This window comes from Nitratireductor pacificus pht-3B, from assembly GCF_000300335.1.
Lineage (GTDB): Bacteria > Pseudomonadota > Alphaproteobacteria > Rhizobiales > Rhizobiaceae > Nitratireductor > Nitratireductor pacificus.
Genome location: NZ_AMRM01000008.1, coordinates 23,268 through 39,048 on the forward strand (window position 1 = coordinate 23,268; position 15,781 = coordinate 39,048).

Genomic DNA, 15,781 nt, shown 5'->3' on the forward strand with positions numbered 1-15,781 from the left:
AGTCGGGTGGAATCACCCGACGCCCGCATAAACGCGGAGAAACAAGGAATTAGTCCGGTTCAGCGTTTCTGTGAAACGATGAACCGGACTAATGCGACATGCATCACTTCAAAGTGCTACAGCGTCGCGCGTCTCAGAAGATGCGCGGCGCTGTAGGGTTTTTCAGTCAGGTGAGACCATCTGACGCCCCACGGAAATCAGGAAAATGGGAGACAGACCCGCGCTGCGTTTCGGCGAAACGTTGCCGGGTCTATCTTCTTGTTTTTCCGCATTTATGCGGACGTCAGGTGATTCCACCTGACTGCAAAATGCTCTAGCGCGCCAAAGCGCGTTCTCCGGGCGCGAAGGACTGAAGCACGGCGTCGGTGGTCCGCCCGATATGCGTTTCCATCACCGTGACGGCCTTTTCCGCGTTGCGGTCGAGCGCGGCCTCGAAGAGGGCGCGGTGCTCGAGGCTGATGTCGCGGGTGGCGACGGTCTTGACGCGGGAGAGGCGGCGGTACCGCTCGTGCTGGTCGAACATGAGCTGGCGCATGCGCAGCAGCCATTCGGAATCGCAGGCGGCGACCAGCGCCTTGTGGAACTGGTGGTTGAGACTTTCCCATTCGGCCAGGTCGCCGATGCCCTGATCGATGGTCCGCTCGAGCCGCTCCAGCCGATGAAACGCGGCGGCAAGGGCGTTCTCCCATTCGTCGCCGCCGTTGCGGATCGAGATGCGCAGGGCCTCCACCTCGAGCAGCTTGCGCATGTTGCCGATGTCGCGCGCATCCCGGACGGACATCGGCACGACCTCGCAACCGCGCTGGCCCTCGAGCTTGACCAGATGGTCGCTGGAAAGCCGGGCGAGCGCTTCCCGGATCGGCGCGGCGCCCAGACCGTAGCGCGCGCGCAGCATTTCGATCTTGAGCTTCAGCCCGGGCGCGAGCGCGCCTGAAATGATGTCCTCGCGCAGCAGCCGATAGGCGCGCTCGGCGATCGTTCGTTCCGGTCCGTCATACCGCATGCTGACGAGGATCTCTGCCATTCCGCTCGTTTGCTCCAGTTAACCGGCCCGCGGCGCCTACGACAAGCGGGTTGTCTCGATCCTCAAAATATCGATATTTTTATTGACTTGCAAATAATATCGATATTTTATCCGAGGAATTGGAGGACGGAGCCTTGAGGAGGCGGCGAATTCTGCCGATGTCGAGCGTATTGTCTGAAGAGCGAACCGAGCGGGAAGGCGTGCTGGCGCGCGCCAGCGCCCGCCTTGCTGCCGCCGAGTGGTATTGCGCCGGGCTGCTGCTCTGCGTCGTGTTCGCGCTGCTGCTTCTGAACGTTGTCACGCGCAGTCTCGGCACACCGCTGATCTGGGTGGACGAGCTGGCGATCTACGTCATGATCTGGGCGGCGCTCATCGGCGCGTCCATCGGCATCCGCAACCGCGACCACATCGCGATGACCCTCGTCACCGACCTGCTGCCGGCGGGAAGCCGCAGGGCGCTTCTGATCGGCGTCGATGTCGCGCTGCTGGTCTTCTTCGCCATCTTCGGCGTCATTCTCTGGAACTGGTTCGACCCGGTCGGCGTGCTTTCCGCCGAAACGCTTTCCGGCTTCAGCCAGACGAGCTTCAATTTCATCTATGAGGAGCCGACCACGACCATCGGCATGCGCAAGGTCTGGTTCTGGCTGATCCTGCCCGTCTTCTTCGTGAGCGGCACGGTCCACGCATCGGCCAACCTCGCGACCCGCCTGCGGGGCGGGGAGGGCAAGCCATGACGATTGCCGGCTCTTTCCTCGCCTTCCTGCTCGTCGGCCTGCCCATCGCCTTCGTCCTCGCCGCGACCGCGCTGGTGTTCATCGCCGTCAGCGGCAACACGGTGCTGCTCCAGTCCTATGCGCAGCAGCTCTTCGGCGGGCTCGAGAACTACGGCCTCCTGGCCCTGCCCATGTTCATCCTGCTCGGCGAGTTCATGAATGCGGGCGGCATCGGCAGGCGTCTGATGAGCCTGTCCCTTGCCCTGCTTGGATCGGTCCGGGGCGGTCTCGCCTATGTCAATCTCATCGCCAACATGCTGATGGCCTCGATCCTCGGCTCGACCGTGGCGCAGATCACCATCATGTCGAAGATCGCCGTGCCGGAGATGGAGAAGGCCGGCTATCCGCGCGACGTGTCGGTGGGCATCACAGCGGCCGGCGGCCTCCTGGCGCCGATCATCCCGCCGTCCATGCTGTTCATCATCTTCGGCGTCGTCGCGCAGATGCCGATCGGCGACCTGTTCATCTCCGGCATCGTGCCGGGCGCGATGATGTTCCTTGCCTTCATCGTGGTGATTGCGGTCTTCAGCAGGCTCTACGCCTTCCCGCGCTCGGAGCGCCTTTCGATCGGGAAGCGTTTTGCGGCATTGTTCGATGCGCTCCCGGCGCTGGCCATTCCCGCCGTCATCATCGGCAGCATCCTGGGCGGCCTGGCGACGCCGACCGAAGCCGCCGCCATCGCCACGCTGGCGGCGATGCTGACGGGCCTCTTCGTCTACCGCGAGATGAGCGTAGCCGACATCTTCCCGGCCTTCGCCAATGCCGCGCGTAGCGCCGCCGTGGTGCTGTTCCTGATCGCGGCCGCGCAGGTGTTCAGCTGGGTGATCACCTTCGAGAACCTGCCGGCGCGGGTGGCGGACGGGCTGCAGCTCATCACCGCCTCGCCGATCGTCTTCCTGCTGCTCCTGAACCTGCTTCTCCTGATGCTCGGCATGGTCACGGACCCGATTCCCGCCATCATCCTCGTGGTCCCGGTGCTGCTGCCGGTGGCGACCGATGTCTACGGCATCGATCCGTTCCAGTTCGGCGTCATCGTCTGTCTCAACCTGACGCTCGGCCTCCTGACGCCGCCGGTGGGGACGGGCCTGTTCGCCGCCGCCCTGATGGGCGGGGTGAAGGCGGAGCGCATCGCCTGGCTGGTCACGCCGTTCTTCCTCGCCGTCGCTGTGGTTCTCGTTCTCCTGGCCTTCTTTCCATGGCTGGCAACGGGCCTGAAGGAGCTGCTGTGATGGCCGAGGCGAAAGCACCCGTCCTGATCGTCGGCGGCGGAACCATCGGCTGCGGATGGGCGGCTGCGTTCGCGGCCGCCGGGCACCCGACGCAGGTCTTCGACCCGGCACCCGAAACGGCCGCGCGCGTCGAACTGGTCTGGCGGAAAGCCCTGCCCGTTCTGGAACGGCTTGGAAACGTCGGCGCCGACGTGGCACCGCCGTCCCACATCGCCCGGCTCGATGAGGCTGCTGAGACCGTGGCCTTCGTGCAGGAAGCCCTGCCGGAGCGGCTGGAACTCAAGCGGCAGGTGCTCGCCGCGCTGGAGCGGCATGTGCCAGCCGATGCGGTGATCGCATCGAGCACATCCGGCCTGTCGCCGAGCGACATACAGGATGCGCTGGCCCATCCCGAACGCCTTGTGGTCGGCCATCCCTGCAACCCGCCCTATCTCATGCCGGTGGTGGAAATCTGCGCCGGCGCGAAGACCGACGCTCCGGCGATGGACAGGGCCGACGCCTTCTATTCCGCCATCGGCAAGACGGTGCTGCGGCTGCGGCGCGAGATGCCCGGCCATCTGGTCAACCGTCTTCAGGCGGCGCTGTGGCGCGAGGCCGTTCATCTGGCGGCGGAGGGCGTCGCCTCGGTCGACGATATCGAGAAGGCGGTCACTAAGGGGCTGGCGGCGCGCTGGTGCGTGACCGGCCCGACGGCGATCTTTCATCTGGCCGGCGGCGAGGCCGGCCTGGCGAAGTTCTTCGACGATCTGGGGCCGGAAGTCGAAAAGTGGTGGGCTTCGCTCGGCACGCCGCGCCTCGACGCTGAAACCCGCGCCGCCCTTATCGAAGGCGTCGCGCAGAGCCCCGGCCTGGCGGATGCCGAAGCGCTTGCCGGCCTGCGGGACGCGCGGGTGCCTGAAATTCTCAACCTGCTGTCCGGCACGGAAGACCGGAACGGATCTTTGCATTGAAAACGGGAGGAAGACACATGCTGAAACAGATTGCGGGCGCGCTCGCCATTACCGGCCTCATGCTGGCGGCTCAGGCGGCAAGCGCCGCCGAATACCGGCTCGGCCTCATCACGCCGCCGCCGCATCAATGGACGGTCACGGCGAACACCATCGCCGGCGAACTGAAGGAGAAGACCGACGGACGCGTCGAGCTTCTGATCTTCCCGAGCGGCCAGCTCGGAAACGAAGCGCAGATGCTCCAGCAGTTGCAGACGGGCGCGCTGGACTTCGCCTTCCTGACGCTCGGAGAGCTTGCCAACCGCGATCCGAACTACGGCATTTTCCTCGCGCCTTACATCGTCAAGGACGTCGCCGGCGCGCAGAAGCTGCTGAAGGGCGAGACCGCCGGCGAGCTGCTCGACGGGGTCAGCAAGTTCGGCCTGAAGGGTTTTGGTTACGCGATGGCCGGCCTGCGCCAGATCGTCATGCGCGGCGAGGTCAAGGATGCCGCCGGGCTTTCGGGCAAGAAAATCCGCACCGTGCCCCTGGCGCCCGAACTCGACTTCTGGGTCAAAGTGGGAGCCGCCCCGACCCCGATGCCGCTGCCGGCGCTCTACGACGCCTTCGCCAACGGTCAGGTCGACGGCATGCAGATCGACTTCGAAGGCACCTGGAACAGCAAGTATTACGAGCATGCGGGCACGATCATCGAATCCAACCACATGATGTTCCCCATGATCGCGGTCGGGTCCGGACGCAAATGGGGCGCGATCCCCGCCGAGGATCAGGCGATCATCGAGGAGGTGCTCAGCGCGCATCTCGACACGCTGGTGGGATCCTATGCGAAGATCGACGCGGACTATCTCGAGAAGCTGAAGGGCACCGAGGTGCCGGTCGTCACCATCGACCGCGCGTTCTTCGGCGAGTCCATCGACAACTGGTACAAGGAATGGCGCACCAAGGCGCCGATGCTGGAAAAGCTGGAAGCCGAGGCATCGGGGCTCTGAGGCCATCGACATGAAACGGCGGGGCGCGCGAAGCGCTCCGCATCGGAACCTGGAGGATATTGTGAGCGGGACCTATCGCGACCTTCGCTATGTGCGGCTGGCGACCGGCGACCTGAACAAGGCTGCCGACTTCGCCACCGGTCTGGTCGGGCTGCAGGAGTTCGCGCGCGACGAGCAGCGCGCCTACTTCCGCTCCGACGCGCGCGCCTATTCGCTCTGCTTCAGCGCCGCCGACAAGGGCGACGCGGTCGCCCTGACCGTCGCGCGCGACACGGACCTGACGGCGATGGCCGAGCGGCTGCGCGCCGAGGGGTTTGCCGTCTCCGAGCTGGATCAGGCGGCCTGCACCGCCCGCAAGATCAAGAAGGGCATCGCGACCAGCGCGCCCAACGGTGTGGCGGTCGAACTCGTCTGGCGTCCCCTCACCTCCGGCTGGCGCTATCACGGTCCCCGCGACGCGGGCATCACCGAAATCTCCTCCGTCTCGCTGGCCTGCACCGATATCGCCGCCAACGAGGATTTCTGGACGCGCGTCCTCGGCGGCGCCGTCTCCGACTGGGCCGGCGATGCCGCCTATATCCGCATCGACGGCGCGCATCACCGCATCGCGCTCTATCCCTCCGCCCGCGACGGCATTCTGGGCGTCGACTTCGCCGTGGAGTCGATCAACAACGTGATGCAGAACCACTATTTTCTGCAGGCGCGGCAGATGCCCATCGTCCAGGGGCCGGGCCGCCAGCCGGCATCGGAAAAGATCTTCGTCGCGACCCGCGGGCCGGGCGACGTGCTGTTCAGCTATTCCACGGGAATGAGCCAGGCCGATCCCGAGCGCACGCCGCGCCAGTTTCCCGACGCGGCGCTTTCCCATTGTGCGTGGGGTTCCCCCACGAACGAGCCCGAGTTTCGGGGCGCGTGAACGACAGGAGAAGCGAAATGATCGAGTTGAAGGACGTGGTCTACTGCCGTCTCGGCACGCGCGATCTGGAGGGAGCGGTCTGGTTTGCGCAAAACATCCTCGGGCTGGAAGTGTCCGAGCACCGCAAGGGCGCGGTGCATTTCAAATCCGACAGCCGCGACCACACGCTGTGCTATTTCGAGGGCGACCCGGAAGACCAGGTGACGGCGTTCGAACTTGGCTCGTCAGCCGATTTGCACGCGGCGGCGGCCACGCTCGAATCGTTGAAGCAGCAGGTCTATTACGGCACGCGCGAGGAATGCGACGCGCGCCATGTGCGTGAGTTCATCCGCTTTCGCGACCCGACCGGCAACAACATCGAATTCGTCGTGCGCCCGGCCTTTTCCGGCCAGCGCTACCACGGCACGCGCGACGCGGGCATCACCGGCTTCAGCCATGTGGGCCTGTGCTCCAGCGATCTGGAGCGCGACGAGAAATTCTGGACCACGGTCTGCAACGCGCGCGTCTCCGACCGCATCGGCGATGCGCCGCTGATGCGGCTCGGCTCGATCCACCACACGATCGCGCTGTTCCCCTATCACAAGGCCGGCATCCAGCACATCAACCACCAGGTGGAATCGACCGACGACATCCAGCGCTCGACCAACTTCATCCGCGACCGGCAGATCAACATCACCTTCGGTCCCGGCCGTCATCCGACGTCCTCCGCTCAGTTCCTTTATTTCAGCGGTCCCGACGGCATGACGTTCGAATATTCGACCGGCGTCTGCGAGATCCACGACGAGCCGCTGTGGCGCGACCGGCAGTTCGCGTTCGAGCCGGTCGGCTTCTGCCACTGGGGCGCGAAGCCGAACATCGCCGCGTTCGAGGACTGAGCCGTGACGCAGACCGACAGGGACGATCTGGCGCGCCGGGTGCGCGTGGCGGCAAGGGCGCTCGGCCGGCATGGGCTCGCCCATGCCTACGGCCATTGCTCGGCGCGCATCGACGCGGAGCGCTTCCTCGTCTGTCCGCCGCAGCCCATGGGGCTGGTGGCGCCGGGTGAGGCCTGCACGGTGGTGCCGGTCAGCGGACCGCTGCCCGATGGCGTTCTGGGCGAGGTGCGCATCCATCAGGAGATCTATCGCAACCGGCCGGCGGTCGGCGGCGTGGCGCGCTTCATGTCGCCGAAGATGATGGCGCTTGCGGCACTCGGCAGATCGCCGAAGGCGCGCCACGGCTTCGGAGCCTATTTCGCGCCGGAGCCGCCGCTCTGGGACGACCCGCAGCTCGTGCGCGACGACGCGAAGGCGAGGGGCGTCTTCGCCGCCATGGGCGATGCGCGCGCCGTCCTGATGCGCGGCAACGGCGCCGTTACGGCGGGCGACACGCTGGAAGAGGCCATCGTGCTCGCCTGGTATCTGGAGGATGCGTGCCGCATCGAGCTGGAAGCGCTGGCCGCGGGCCTTGCCGACGCGCCGCCGACCTTTTCCGCCGAAGGGGCGAATGAGCGGGCCACCAAGGCCGGCCGCATCTTTGAACGCATGTGGGATTTCCTCACCGCAGGCGATCCCGAACTCTGAGTTTCCGCAAGAAGGACGAGATTACGTGAAGCGCATTCAGAATTTCATCAACGGTCGCTTTGTCGACGGCACGGGCGAACTGTTCGAGAACCGTTTCCCGGCAACGGGCGAGGTGCACTCGCTTGTCTCCGCCGCGGGCGAGCAGGATGTGGATGCCGCGGTTTCGGCGGCGAAGAAGGCGCTCAAGGGGCCATGGGCGCGGCTGAGTGTGCAGGAGCGCATCACGCTCCTGCGCCGGGTGGCCGACGGCATCAATGCGCGCTTCGACGAGTTCCTGCGTGCCGAGATCATGGATACGGGCAAGCCCGCCTCCATCGCCAGCCACATCGACATTCCGCGCGGCGCGGCCAATTTCAACGTCTTCGCCGACCAGATCGCCAGCGTCGCGACGGAGGCGTTCGAGATGGCGACGCCGGACGGCGCCGGGGCGCTGAACTACGCGATCCGCATGCCGCGGGGCGTCATCGGCGTTGTCTGCCCGTGGAACCTGCCACTGCTTTTGATGACGTGGAAGGTCGCGCCGGCACTGGCCTGCGGCAACACGGTGGTGGTGAAGCCCTCGGAGGAAACCCCGGCCACCGCCACGCTGCTCGGCGAGGTGATGAACGACGCCGGCATTCCCGAAGGCGTCTACAATGTGGTGCATGGTTTCGGCGGCGGCAGCACGGGCGAGTTCCTGTCGAGCCACCCCGACGTGGACGCGATCACCTTCACCGGCGAAACGACGACGGGCGAGGCCATCATGGCGGCGGCCGCGCGCGGCGTTCGCCCCGTCTCGCTGGAGCTTGGCGGCAAGAATCCGGGCATCGTGTTCGACGATGCGGATATCGACATCACCATAGAGGGCCTGGGCCGCTCCTGCTTCGCCAACACGGGGCAGGTGTGCCTCGGCACCGAACGGCTTTACGTGCAGCGCGGCATCTTCGATCAGGTGGCGGAGAAGCTCGCCGCCAGGGCGAGGACCTATGCCTTCGGCGATCCGTTCGACCAGAGCACGACCATGGGGCCGCTGATCAGCGAGGAGCACCGCCGCAAGGTGCTCGCCTATTACGAGAAGGCGAAGGCCGGCGGCGCCGAGATCCTCGCCGGCGGCGGCGTGCCCTCCATTCAGGGCTATGAGGGCGGAAGCTGGGTGGAGCCGACCGTCTGGACCGGCCTGCCGGAGGATTCGCCCGTGGTGCGCGACGAGATCTTCGGCCCCTGCACGCACATCACGCCCTTCGACGACGAGGAGGAGGCGATCCAGCTCGCCAACAACAGCCCCTACGGGCTGGCGACCTCGATCTGGACGACGAACCTGTCGCGCGGCCATCGCGTGGCCGGCCGGATCGACGCCGGCATCACCTGGGTCAACTGCTGGTTCCTGCGCGATCTGCGCACCCCCTTCGGCGGCTCGAAACGCTCGGGCATCGGCCGCGAGGGCGGCGTCCACTCGCTCGAATTCTACACCGAACTGCGCAATGTCTGCGTGAAGCTCTAACTTTCTGATTTGCGCGATTACGGACGGAAGCGGGTCCCCGCTTCCCCCGTAATTGCCTTGGAGGATATCCATCATGCTTAGCGAAGAACAGCGCGGGGAAGCGGTTCGCTCCCTGCTCGAAAGCCACCGCACGAAGGTGCAGGGCCGCCGCCCCTCGGAAATGTTCCCGGATATCCGGATCGAGGATTCCTATGCCATTTCGTCCGCTGTGGCCGCGGAACGGGTCAAGGCGGGCGCCAAGATCATCGGCCACAAGATCGGCCTCACCTCCAAGGCGATGCAGGCGAGCTCGAAAATCGACGAGCCCGACTACGGCTATCTGTTCGATGACCTGATCCTGAACGACGGCGCGAAGGTTCCCTTCGAGAACTTCTGCGTGCCGCGCGTCGAGCCGGAGCTGACCTTTATCCTGAAGGAACCGCTCAAGGGGCCGAATGTGGGCCTGATCGACGTGCTGCGCGCCACCGAATATGTGGTGCCGTCCATCGAGATCATCGATGCGCGCGTCACCGAGCCGCGCAAGATTTTCGACACGGTGGCCGACAATGGTGCCGCCGCCGGCATCGTGCTCGGCGGCCGGCCGGTGCGCCCGGACGAGGTGGATCTGCGCTGGGTCGGCGCGGTCTTCTACCGCAATTCCGAGATCGAGGAGACGGGCCTCGCCGCCGGCGTGCTCGGCCATCCGGCCATGGCGATCGCCTGGCTCGCCAACAAGCTCGCGCCCTTCGACATCACGCTGGAGCCGGGACACATGATGCTGTCGGGCTCCTTCACGCGGCCCGTCTGGGCGCAGAAGGGCGATACGCTGCACGCCGATTTCGGCCCGCTCGGCAGTGTTGCCGTGCAGTTCGTCTGAGGTCCGCCGTGAAGAGCCTGGAAAACACGTTCAAGAAGCGTCTTCTGGCCGGCGAAACGCTGGTCGGCCTGTGGAACAGCCTGTGCAGTCCCATCGCCTCCGAGGCGCTGGCGGATGCCGGCTTCGACTGGCTCCTCTTCGACAGCGAGCATTCGCCGGTGGAAGTGGCGGGCCTCTATCCGCTGCTGCAGGCGGCTTCCGGCGGGTCCGCCGAGGCCATCGTGCGCCCCGCCTGGAACGACAAGGTGCTGATCAAGCGGGTCCTCGACATCGGCGCGCAGACCATTCTCGTCCCCTTCGTCCAGAACGCCGCCGAAGCGCGCGCCGCCGTTGCGGCCACGCGCTATCCGCCGGAGGGCATTCGCGGCGTCGCGGGCAGCACGCGCGCCAGCCGCTACGGCCGCGCGAAGGACTATTTCAAGGTCGCCAATCGCGAGGTCTGCCTGCTCGTGCAGATCGAGACGGGCGAGGCGCTGGAGGCACTGGGCGAGATCGCCGCCGTCGACGGCGTCGACGGCGTCTTCATCGGTCCGTCCGATCTCGCCGCATCGCTCGGGCATCTGGGCAATCCCGGCCATGACGACGTGCAGAACGCCCTGCGCCGGGCGGTGGAGCAGCTCAGGGAGACGGGGAAACCCGCGGGCATCCTCGCCACCAATCCGGAGGATGCGAAGCGCTACCGCGACTGGGGCTACCAGTTCGTTGCCGCCGGCGTCGATCTGGGGCTGCTGGTGAAGGCCGCGGATGCTCTGGCGACGCAGATGAAGTAGCCGCGCATGCGGCCGCAGGTCCCGCGAGGTTCAGAGCCAGGCCGCCCGCGCGGCGCTCTCGATCTCGCGGACCTGGCGCAGGGAGGCCGAAGCGGCCTCGTAGAACATGCCGAATGTCGGGCTCCAGTAATCCGTCTCCAGCGGGACGCGGATCATGGCGTCGGCGGGCGCGGGCTTTCCGACCGGCGACATGTTGAACGTCGCATAGCCGAAGCCGCCCTCCACCAGCCTGCGCGCCATTTCCGTGGAATCGACGACGAACCGGGTGTTCGGCGTGATCCTGTGATGGTCGAACAGCCCGCTGTAATAGGCGCGCGCGCCCGGAAAGTTGAGGAAGATATACGGTTCCTCCGCGAGTTCGTGGAGCGAGAGCGAACGGGCTTCGGCCAGGCGATGGTTTCGCGGCAGGGCGATGTGAAGCTGCGCGCGGAACAGGCTGACGAAGGTCAGGGAGGGATGCAGGAAATCGTTGAAGCCGAGGCCGACGAGATGCGCTCCGGCGCGCACCGCATCCACCAGCGCCTCCGAGTCCAGCTCCGCGATCCGGTAGCGGGCGACAGCCCCGCGACGGTCGAGTTCGGCGATCAGCCGCGGCATGATGATCGGGCTGGCATTGGCGAGAATGCCGATGGTGATCTCGCGCTCCTGCGTATGGGCGATGCCCGCCGCCTTCTTCTCGAACAGCTCGTGCGCCTCGAAAAGCGGCTCCGCGAAGCCCAGGAACCGCTGGCCCTCGGGCGTCGGGCGCATGCCCTTGGCGCGCGACCTGACGAACAGCTGCGCGCCGATCTTGCTCTCCGCGTCGCTGAGTGCCTCGCGGATGGAGGACGCCGACAGGTTGAGTTTTTCCGACGCGCCGGCGATCGAGCCGGCCGAGGCGACGGCCGCGATGTAACGCAACTGCTTGTAGCTGAAACCCTTCATGTGCCCTCAAGCCCTCCCCCGGCGCTTCATATATACAAAATATGTCCTTCTCAGTTTCAAAAAAAGCATTTTTTACATGATTTGGATTTCGCTAGATTGCTCCGAGATCAAAAGGGGGAATGTCATGAACAAAGTTCTGTCGGGAATGGCCGCCGCTGCCTTCACCCTGCTCGCCTCGCACAGCGCCTCGGCGCAGGAGCTCTCGGTTTCCACCTGGCTGCCCATGGGGCACCACATCAATGCCGGGATTCTGGAGCCCTATGCGAAGCGCGTCAGCGAAGCGACCGACGGTCGCGTCACCTTGAATTTCCTCGGCAAGCCGCTGGGCTCTCCCGCCGAGCATTTCGAGCTCGCCCGCAAGGGTCTGGCCGACATCACCTGGAGCAATTTCACCTACGAGCCCAAGCGCTTCGCCGTGTTCACGCTGTTCGAACTGCCGCTTCTCAGCGACAGTTCGGAGGTCAACTCCGTCGCGGCCTGGAACACCTACGAGAAGTTCCTCGCCTCCAGCCTGTCGGTGCTTGAGGGCGTCGAGATCCTCGGCCTGATGCAGCTCGACCCCGGCATGATCAACATGCGCGACACCGCCGCCGTGAAGCCGGAAGACCTGGCCGGCAAGAAGATGCGCGCGGGCGGCCCGATCCAGTCGGCGCTGCTGGAGAAGGCCGGCGGCGTTTCCGTCTCCGCGCCTCAGTCGAAGTCCTACGAGCTTCTTTCGACCGGCGTGGTCGACGGCACCTTCGCCAATACCGAAGCCCTCTACGGCTTCAAGCTCTTCGAGGTGGTCAAGCACCAGACCGCGGTGAAGGGAGGTGCCTATAACGGCATCTTCTTCATCGCGATGAACAAGAAGCGCTTCGACAGCCTCTCCGAGGAAGACAGGCAGGCCATTCGCGGCGTCTCGGGCATCGAGCTGTCGCGCGCGGCCGGGATCGACTGGGACCAGTCCAGCGCGGCCGGCGGCAGCGCCGCCGAGAAGGCCGGCATGACCTTCTCCGAACCCTCCGAGGAACTGCTTTCGCTGATCCGCGAGGTTCGCACCGAGCAGGAGCAGGTCTGGATCGAAAGCGCCAAGGCCGCGGGGGTCGAGAACCCGCAGGAGGTCATGGACTTCTTCTACGCCGAGATCGAGCGCCTGGACGCAGAGCGCGCCAGCCGTTAATCCGTTGCGCCCGACCGCCTCGCGGTCGGGCGCGCTTTCGGATGAAGGCCTCACACTCTTCCGGAATCCAGGAAATGAAATCTCGCAACGGTATCGACCGGCTGGCGCTTCTGCCAGCCCTGCTCCTGCTCGCTCTTGCCGTGATCACCTTTGTCGATGTGGTCGGCCGCAACCTCCTTGCCATGCCGCTCACCGGGTCGTTCGACATCATCTCCTACATGATGGCCGTTCTCGTCTTCGCGGCGGCTCCGGCGGTAACCCGCTCGCGCAGCCATGTGGTGGTCGATCTTCTGGACCCGTTCTGTCCCGCCTGGCTGGCGCGCATCCGCGGCGCGGCGATCGAACTGCTGTCGGCCGGGATCCTGTTCCTGCTTGCCTGGCGGCTGGGCCTGTATGGCATCGAGGCGCATGAATTCGACCGGGTCTCGCCGGACATCTACCTGCCGATCTGGCCGATTGCCGGCTTCTGCGCCGCCGTTGCGGCGGTCACCGGCTTCATCCACCTGGCGAACGCCGCCCGTGACATCCTGGGGGAGCCGGAACAATGATCGCCACCCTGAGTGCCTGCGCCATCGTCGTGGCGCTCGTCTTCCTGCGCATCCCGGTCGGCTTCGCCATGCTCGTCGTCGGCCTTGCGGGCATCGCGATGTTCCGCGATCTCGCCGTGGCGCTCGACCTGCTCGGCTCCACGACCATGGAGACGGTCGCCTCCTTCGAACTGTCGGTCATTCCGCTGTTCCTCCTGATGGGCAATGTCATCAACCGGTCGAACATCTCGCGCGAGCTGTATGACTGCGCCAACACCTTCGTCGGCCACCGGCGCGGCGGGCTGGCGCTGGCGACGGTGCTGAGCTGCGGCGTCTTCAGCGCCATCTGCGGATCGTCGCTCGCAACGGTGGCCACCATGTCCAAGGTGGCCCTGCCGGCCATGCGGCGGCACAATTACGGGGACGAACTGGCCGCGGGCGCCATCGCCGCCGGCGGCACGCTGGGCGTGCTCATTCCGCCATCGGTGATCCTGATCCTCTACGGCCTTCTCACCGAGACAAGCATCGGCCAGCTCTTCGCGGCGGGCTTCATCCCGGGCCTCGTCGGTATCGGCTTCTATCTCCTGGCCGTGCAGGCCGCCGTCGCGTTGAAGCCGGAGCTCGGCCCGGCGGGCGAGCGGCACGGCTGGCGGGAGCGCCTGCGTTCGGCGCGCGGCGTCCTGCTGCCCATTCTGCTCTTCGTCATCGTCATCGGCGGAATCTATGCCGGCTTCTTCACGCCGACGGAATCGGCGGGCATCGGCGCCGTCGCGGCGATCATGATCGCCTTCGCGCGCCGCGCCATCACCTGGAGCGACCTGCTCGACGTGCTCGGCGAGACGGTGCTGGTGAGCGCCGCGCTGTTCTTCATTCTCATCGGCGCGCTCTACTTCTCGCACCTCGTCACGCTGTCCGGTTTCTCCTACGAGATCGTCGAGTGGCTCGAGGGCCTGAATGCGACGCCGATCATGGTGCTCCTCGGCATCCTCGCGATCTACCTGCTGCTCGGCTGCATCATGGACAGCATGGCCATGATCGTGCTGACAGTCCCGATCTTCTTCCCGCTGGTGACCGGCCTCGGCTTCCACCCCGTCTGGTTCGGGATCATCGTCGTCGTCGTTTCCGAGATCAGCTTCATCACGCCGCCGATCGGCATCAACATCTTCGTCCTGCGGTCCAACCAGCCCGATCTGTCGATCGCCACCATCTACCGGGGCGTAACGCCTTTCTGGATCTCCGATATCTTCCGGCTCGCGGTCCTGACGGCCTTCCCGGCGCTCTCGCTGTGGCTGCCGTCCCTGCTTTTCTGACATCTTCCAACACGAGGTTCTCATGTCCACGCTCGACTATTTCCGCAACGCGGCCGGGGAGATCGGGGATTGGCGGCGCACGCTCCATTCGATGCCGGAACTGCTCTACGACCTGCCGCGCACGAGCGCCTACGTCGCCGACAAGCTGCGCTCCTTCGGCGTCGACGAGATCACCGGCGGCGTCGCCCAGTCCGGCATCGTCGCCGTGATCGAGGGGCGGAAGGGGCCTGGCGGAACGGTCGGCCTGCGCGCCGACATGGACGCCCTGCCCATCGCGGAGACCACCGGCCTCGCCTATGCGTCGGACACAGACGGGCACATGCATGCCTGCGGGCATGACGGACACACGGCGATGCTTCTGGGTGCAGCCCGCTATCTCAGCGAGACGCGGGATTTCGCGGGCCGGGTCGTGCTGGTGTTCCAGCCGGCCGAGGAGGGCGGCGCGGGCGGCGAGGCGATGCTGAAGGACGGCCTGCTGCGGCGCTGGCCGATGCAGCAGATCTACGGCCTGCACAACCAGCCGGGCATTCCGGTCGGCCGCTATGCGATCCGCGAGGGCGCGATGCTGGCGTCTTCCGACATGTTCGACGTCACGATCACCGGCAAGGGCGGCCATGCGGCGGCGCCGCAGACGGCGACGGATGCGCTGGTCACCGCGGCGACGATCATCGCCTCGGCCCAGAGCGTCGTTTCGCGCAACCTGTCGCCCTTCGACGCGGCCGCCCTCTCCGTCACCCGCATCTCCTCAGGAGACAGCTACATCACCATCGCCGAAACCGCGTGTTTCTCCGGCACAATCCGCACGCTCGACGAACGAACGCGCGGCATGATCAAGTCCCGCCTCGAGGAGATCGTCCATGCCGGAGCGAAACTGCATGGCGCGAAGGCCGAGATCGATTTTCTGGGCGGCTACCCGGTGCTGAAGAACCACCGGGAACACACGGTACGGGCGGCCGAGGCCGCAAGGTCCATCGTCGGAGCCGACGCGGTCGATGCCGACTGCGCGCCCATCCTGGCAAGCGAGGACTTTGCATTCATGCTGAACGAGGTCCCCGGAGCCTATATCTTCATCGGCAATGGCGACACGGCCTCGCTGCACAATTCGGCCTATGACTTCAATGACGACGCCATCCCCTATGGCTGCGCCTTCCTGGCCGAGGTGGCCCGCAGCGCGCTGTCCGACATGAAATGACGGCGTGGCCGGGACCCCTCTCACGGGGTCCCTCATCGCTTCAGAGAAGGCCGCGGATGGCGTGAACGCCTGTCCATTGACGGCGCCGTCGGCGCGCCGTGATTGGAAGCGCTCGTGGCC

Annotated in this window: 16 protein-coding genes; 14 read left to right on the top strand and 2 right to left on the bottom strand. The window is 65.9% G+C overall.

From position 1 onward, the window contains the following. Nucleotides 1–313 precede the first annotated feature (313 nt). Complete coding sequence (locus NA2_RS08615; protein WP_008596229.1) at nt 314–1,024, bottom strand: GntR family transcriptional regulator; 711 nt, start codon at nt 1,022–1,024, stop codon at nt 314–316. 170 nt (nt 1,025–1,194) lie between these two features. Here NA2_RS08615 and NA2_RS08620 point away from each other — a divergent pair, with 170 nt between their 5' ends. From NA2_RS08620 to NA2_RS08665, 10 genes are all read left to right on the top strand, one after another. Then, nucleotides 1,195–1,758 (top strand): TRAP transporter small permease, encoded by a 564-nt coding sequence (locus NA2_RS08620; protein WP_210161290.1) that lies wholly within the window; start codon nt 1,195–1,197, stop codon nt 1,756–1,758. Beyond that, nucleotides 1,755–3,026, top strand: coding sequence for a TRAP transporter large permease (locus NA2_RS08625; RefSeq protein ID WP_008596232.1), 1,272 nt, complete (start codon nt 1,755–1,757; stop codon nt 3,024–3,026). The genes NA2_RS08620 and NA2_RS08625 overlap by 4 nt, the downstream gene beginning before the upstream one ends. Next, nucleotides 3,026–3,976, top strand: a complete 951-nt coding sequence (locus tag NA2_RS08630) for a 3-hydroxyacyl-CoA dehydrogenase NAD-binding domain-containing protein (RefSeq protein ID WP_008596233.1) — start codon at nt 3,026–3,028, stop codon at nt 3,974–3,976. The genes NA2_RS08625 and NA2_RS08630 overlap by 1 nt, the downstream gene beginning before the upstream one ends. A gap of 17 nt (nt 3,977–3,993) precedes the next feature. Then, nucleotides 3,994–4,962, top strand: coding sequence for a TRAP transporter substrate-binding protein (locus NA2_RS08635; RefSeq protein WP_008596235.1), 969 nt, complete (start codon nt 3,994–3,996; stop codon nt 4,960–4,962). A 61-nt stretch (nt 4,963–5,023) separates the two neighbouring features. Continuing rightward, the gene (locus NA2_RS08640; RefSeq protein ID WP_008596237.1) at nt 5,024–5,878 is read left to right on the top strand and encodes a VOC family protein; all 855 of its coding nucleotides are present in this window, start codon (nt 5,024–5,026) and stop codon (nt 5,876–5,878) included. 17 nt (nt 5,879–5,895) lie between these two features. Continuing rightward, entirely contained in the window at nt 5,896–6,753 is an 858-nt protein-coding gene (locus tag NA2_RS08645; RefSeq protein ID WP_008596238.1) for a VOC family protein, read from the top strand. 3 nt (nt 6,754–6,756) lie between these two features. Beyond that, nucleotides 6,757–7,440: a class II aldolase/adducin family protein gene (locus NA2_RS08650; protein ID WP_008596239.1), complete on the top strand. Its 684-nt coding sequence runs from the start codon at nt 6,757–6,759 to the stop codon at nt 7,438–7,440. A 25-nt stretch (nt 7,441–7,465) separates the two neighbouring features. Further along, nucleotides 7,466–8,920 (top strand): 2-hydroxymuconic semialdehyde dehydrogenase, encoded by a 1,455-nt coding sequence (locus tag NA2_RS08655; protein WP_008596240.1) that lies wholly within the window; start codon nt 7,466–7,468, stop codon nt 8,918–8,920. Nucleotides 8,921–8,993: 73 nt separating this feature from the next. Beyond that, nucleotides 8,994–9,776 (top strand): 2-oxo-hept-4-ene-1,7-dioate hydratase, encoded by a 783-nt coding sequence (gene hpaH / locus NA2_RS08660; RefSeq protein WP_008596241.1) that lies wholly within the window; start codon nt 8,994–8,996, stop codon nt 9,774–9,776. A gap of 8 nt (nt 9,777–9,784) precedes the next feature. Beyond that, nucleotides 9,785–10,546: an HpcH/HpaI aldolase family protein gene (locus NA2_RS08665; protein WP_008596242.1), complete on the top strand. Its 762-nt coding sequence runs from the start codon at nt 9,785–9,787 to the stop codon at nt 10,544–10,546. Between the two features lie 30 nt (nt 10,547–10,576). Here the strand turns inward: NA2_RS08665 and NA2_RS08670 are convergent, their stop codons facing one another. Then, entirely contained in the window at nt 10,577–11,470 is an 894-nt protein-coding gene (locus NA2_RS08670) for a LysR family transcriptional regulator (RefSeq protein ID WP_008596243.1), read from the bottom strand. A gap of 124 nt (nt 11,471–11,594) precedes the next feature. Here NA2_RS08670 and NA2_RS08675 point away from each other — a divergent pair, with 124 nt between their 5' ends. The 4 genes from NA2_RS08675 to NA2_RS08690 all read left to right on the top strand — a co-directional run bounded on the left by NA2_RS08675 (nt 11,595) and on the right by NA2_RS08690 (nt 15,661). Then, nucleotides 11,595–12,632, top strand: coding sequence for a TRAP transporter substrate-binding protein (locus NA2_RS08675; RefSeq protein WP_008596245.1), 1,038 nt, complete (start codon nt 11,595–11,597; stop codon nt 12,630–12,632). 74 nt (nt 12,633–12,706) lie between these two features. Next, nucleotides 12,707–13,180, top strand: coding sequence for a TRAP transporter small permease (locus tag NA2_RS08680; protein ID WP_008596246.1), 474 nt, complete (start codon nt 12,707–12,709; stop codon nt 13,178–13,180). Beyond that, entirely contained in the window at nt 13,177–14,469 is a 1,293-nt protein-coding gene (locus NA2_RS08685) for a TRAP transporter large permease (RefSeq protein WP_008596248.1), read from the top strand. Before NA2_RS08680 ends, NA2_RS08685 begins: the two co-directional genes overlap by 4 nt. Before the next feature lie 22 nt (nt 14,470–14,491). Next, nucleotides 14,492–15,661, top strand: a complete 1,170-nt coding sequence (locus tag NA2_RS08690; RefSeq protein WP_008596249.1) for an amidohydrolase — start codon at nt 14,492–14,494, stop codon at nt 15,659–15,661. The last annotated feature ends 120 nt before the right edge of the window (nt 15,662–15,781 follow it).

Coding starts and splice junctions, on each gene's coding strand:
- NA2_RS08615 (WP_008596229.1), bottom strand. CDS start 1,024: ATGGCAGAGATCCTCGTCAGCATGCGGTATGACGGACCGGAACGAACG.
- NA2_RS08625 (WP_008596232.1), top strand. CDS start 1,755: ATGACGATTGCCGGCTCTTTCCTCGCCTTCCTGCTCGTCGGCCTGCCC.
- NA2_RS08630 (WP_008596233.1), top strand. CDS start 3,026: ATGGCCGAGGCGAAAGCACCCGTCCTGATCGTCGGCGGCGGAACCATC.
- NA2_RS08635 (WP_008596235.1), top strand. CDS start 3,994: ATGCTGAAACAGATTGCGGGCGCGCTCGCCATTACCGGCCTCATGCTG.
- NA2_RS08645 (WP_008596238.1), top strand. CDS start 5,896: ATGATCGAGTTGAAGGACGTGGTCTACTGCCGTCTCGGCACGCGCGAT.
- hpaH (WP_008596241.1), top strand. CDS start 8,994: ATGCTTAGCGAAGAACAGCGCGGGGAAGCGGTTCGCTCCCTGCTCGAA.
- NA2_RS08670 (WP_008596243.1), bottom strand. CDS start 11,470: ATGAAGGGTTTCAGCTACAAGCAGTTGCGTTACATCGCGGCCGTCGCC.
- NA2_RS08675 (WP_008596245.1), top strand. CDS start 11,595: ATGAACAAAGTTCTGTCGGGAATGGCCGCCGCTGCCTTCACCCTGCTC.
- NA2_RS08680 (WP_008596246.1), top strand. CDS start 12,707: ATGAAATCTCGCAACGGTATCGACCGGCTGGCGCTTCTGCCAGCCCTG.
- NA2_RS08685 (WP_008596248.1), top strand. CDS start 13,177: ATGATCGCCACCCTGAGTGCCTGCGCCATCGTCGTGGCGCTCGTCTTC.
- NA2_RS08690 (WP_008596249.1), top strand. CDS start 14,492: ATGTCCACGCTCGACTATTTCCGCAACGCGGCCGGGGAGATCGGGGAT.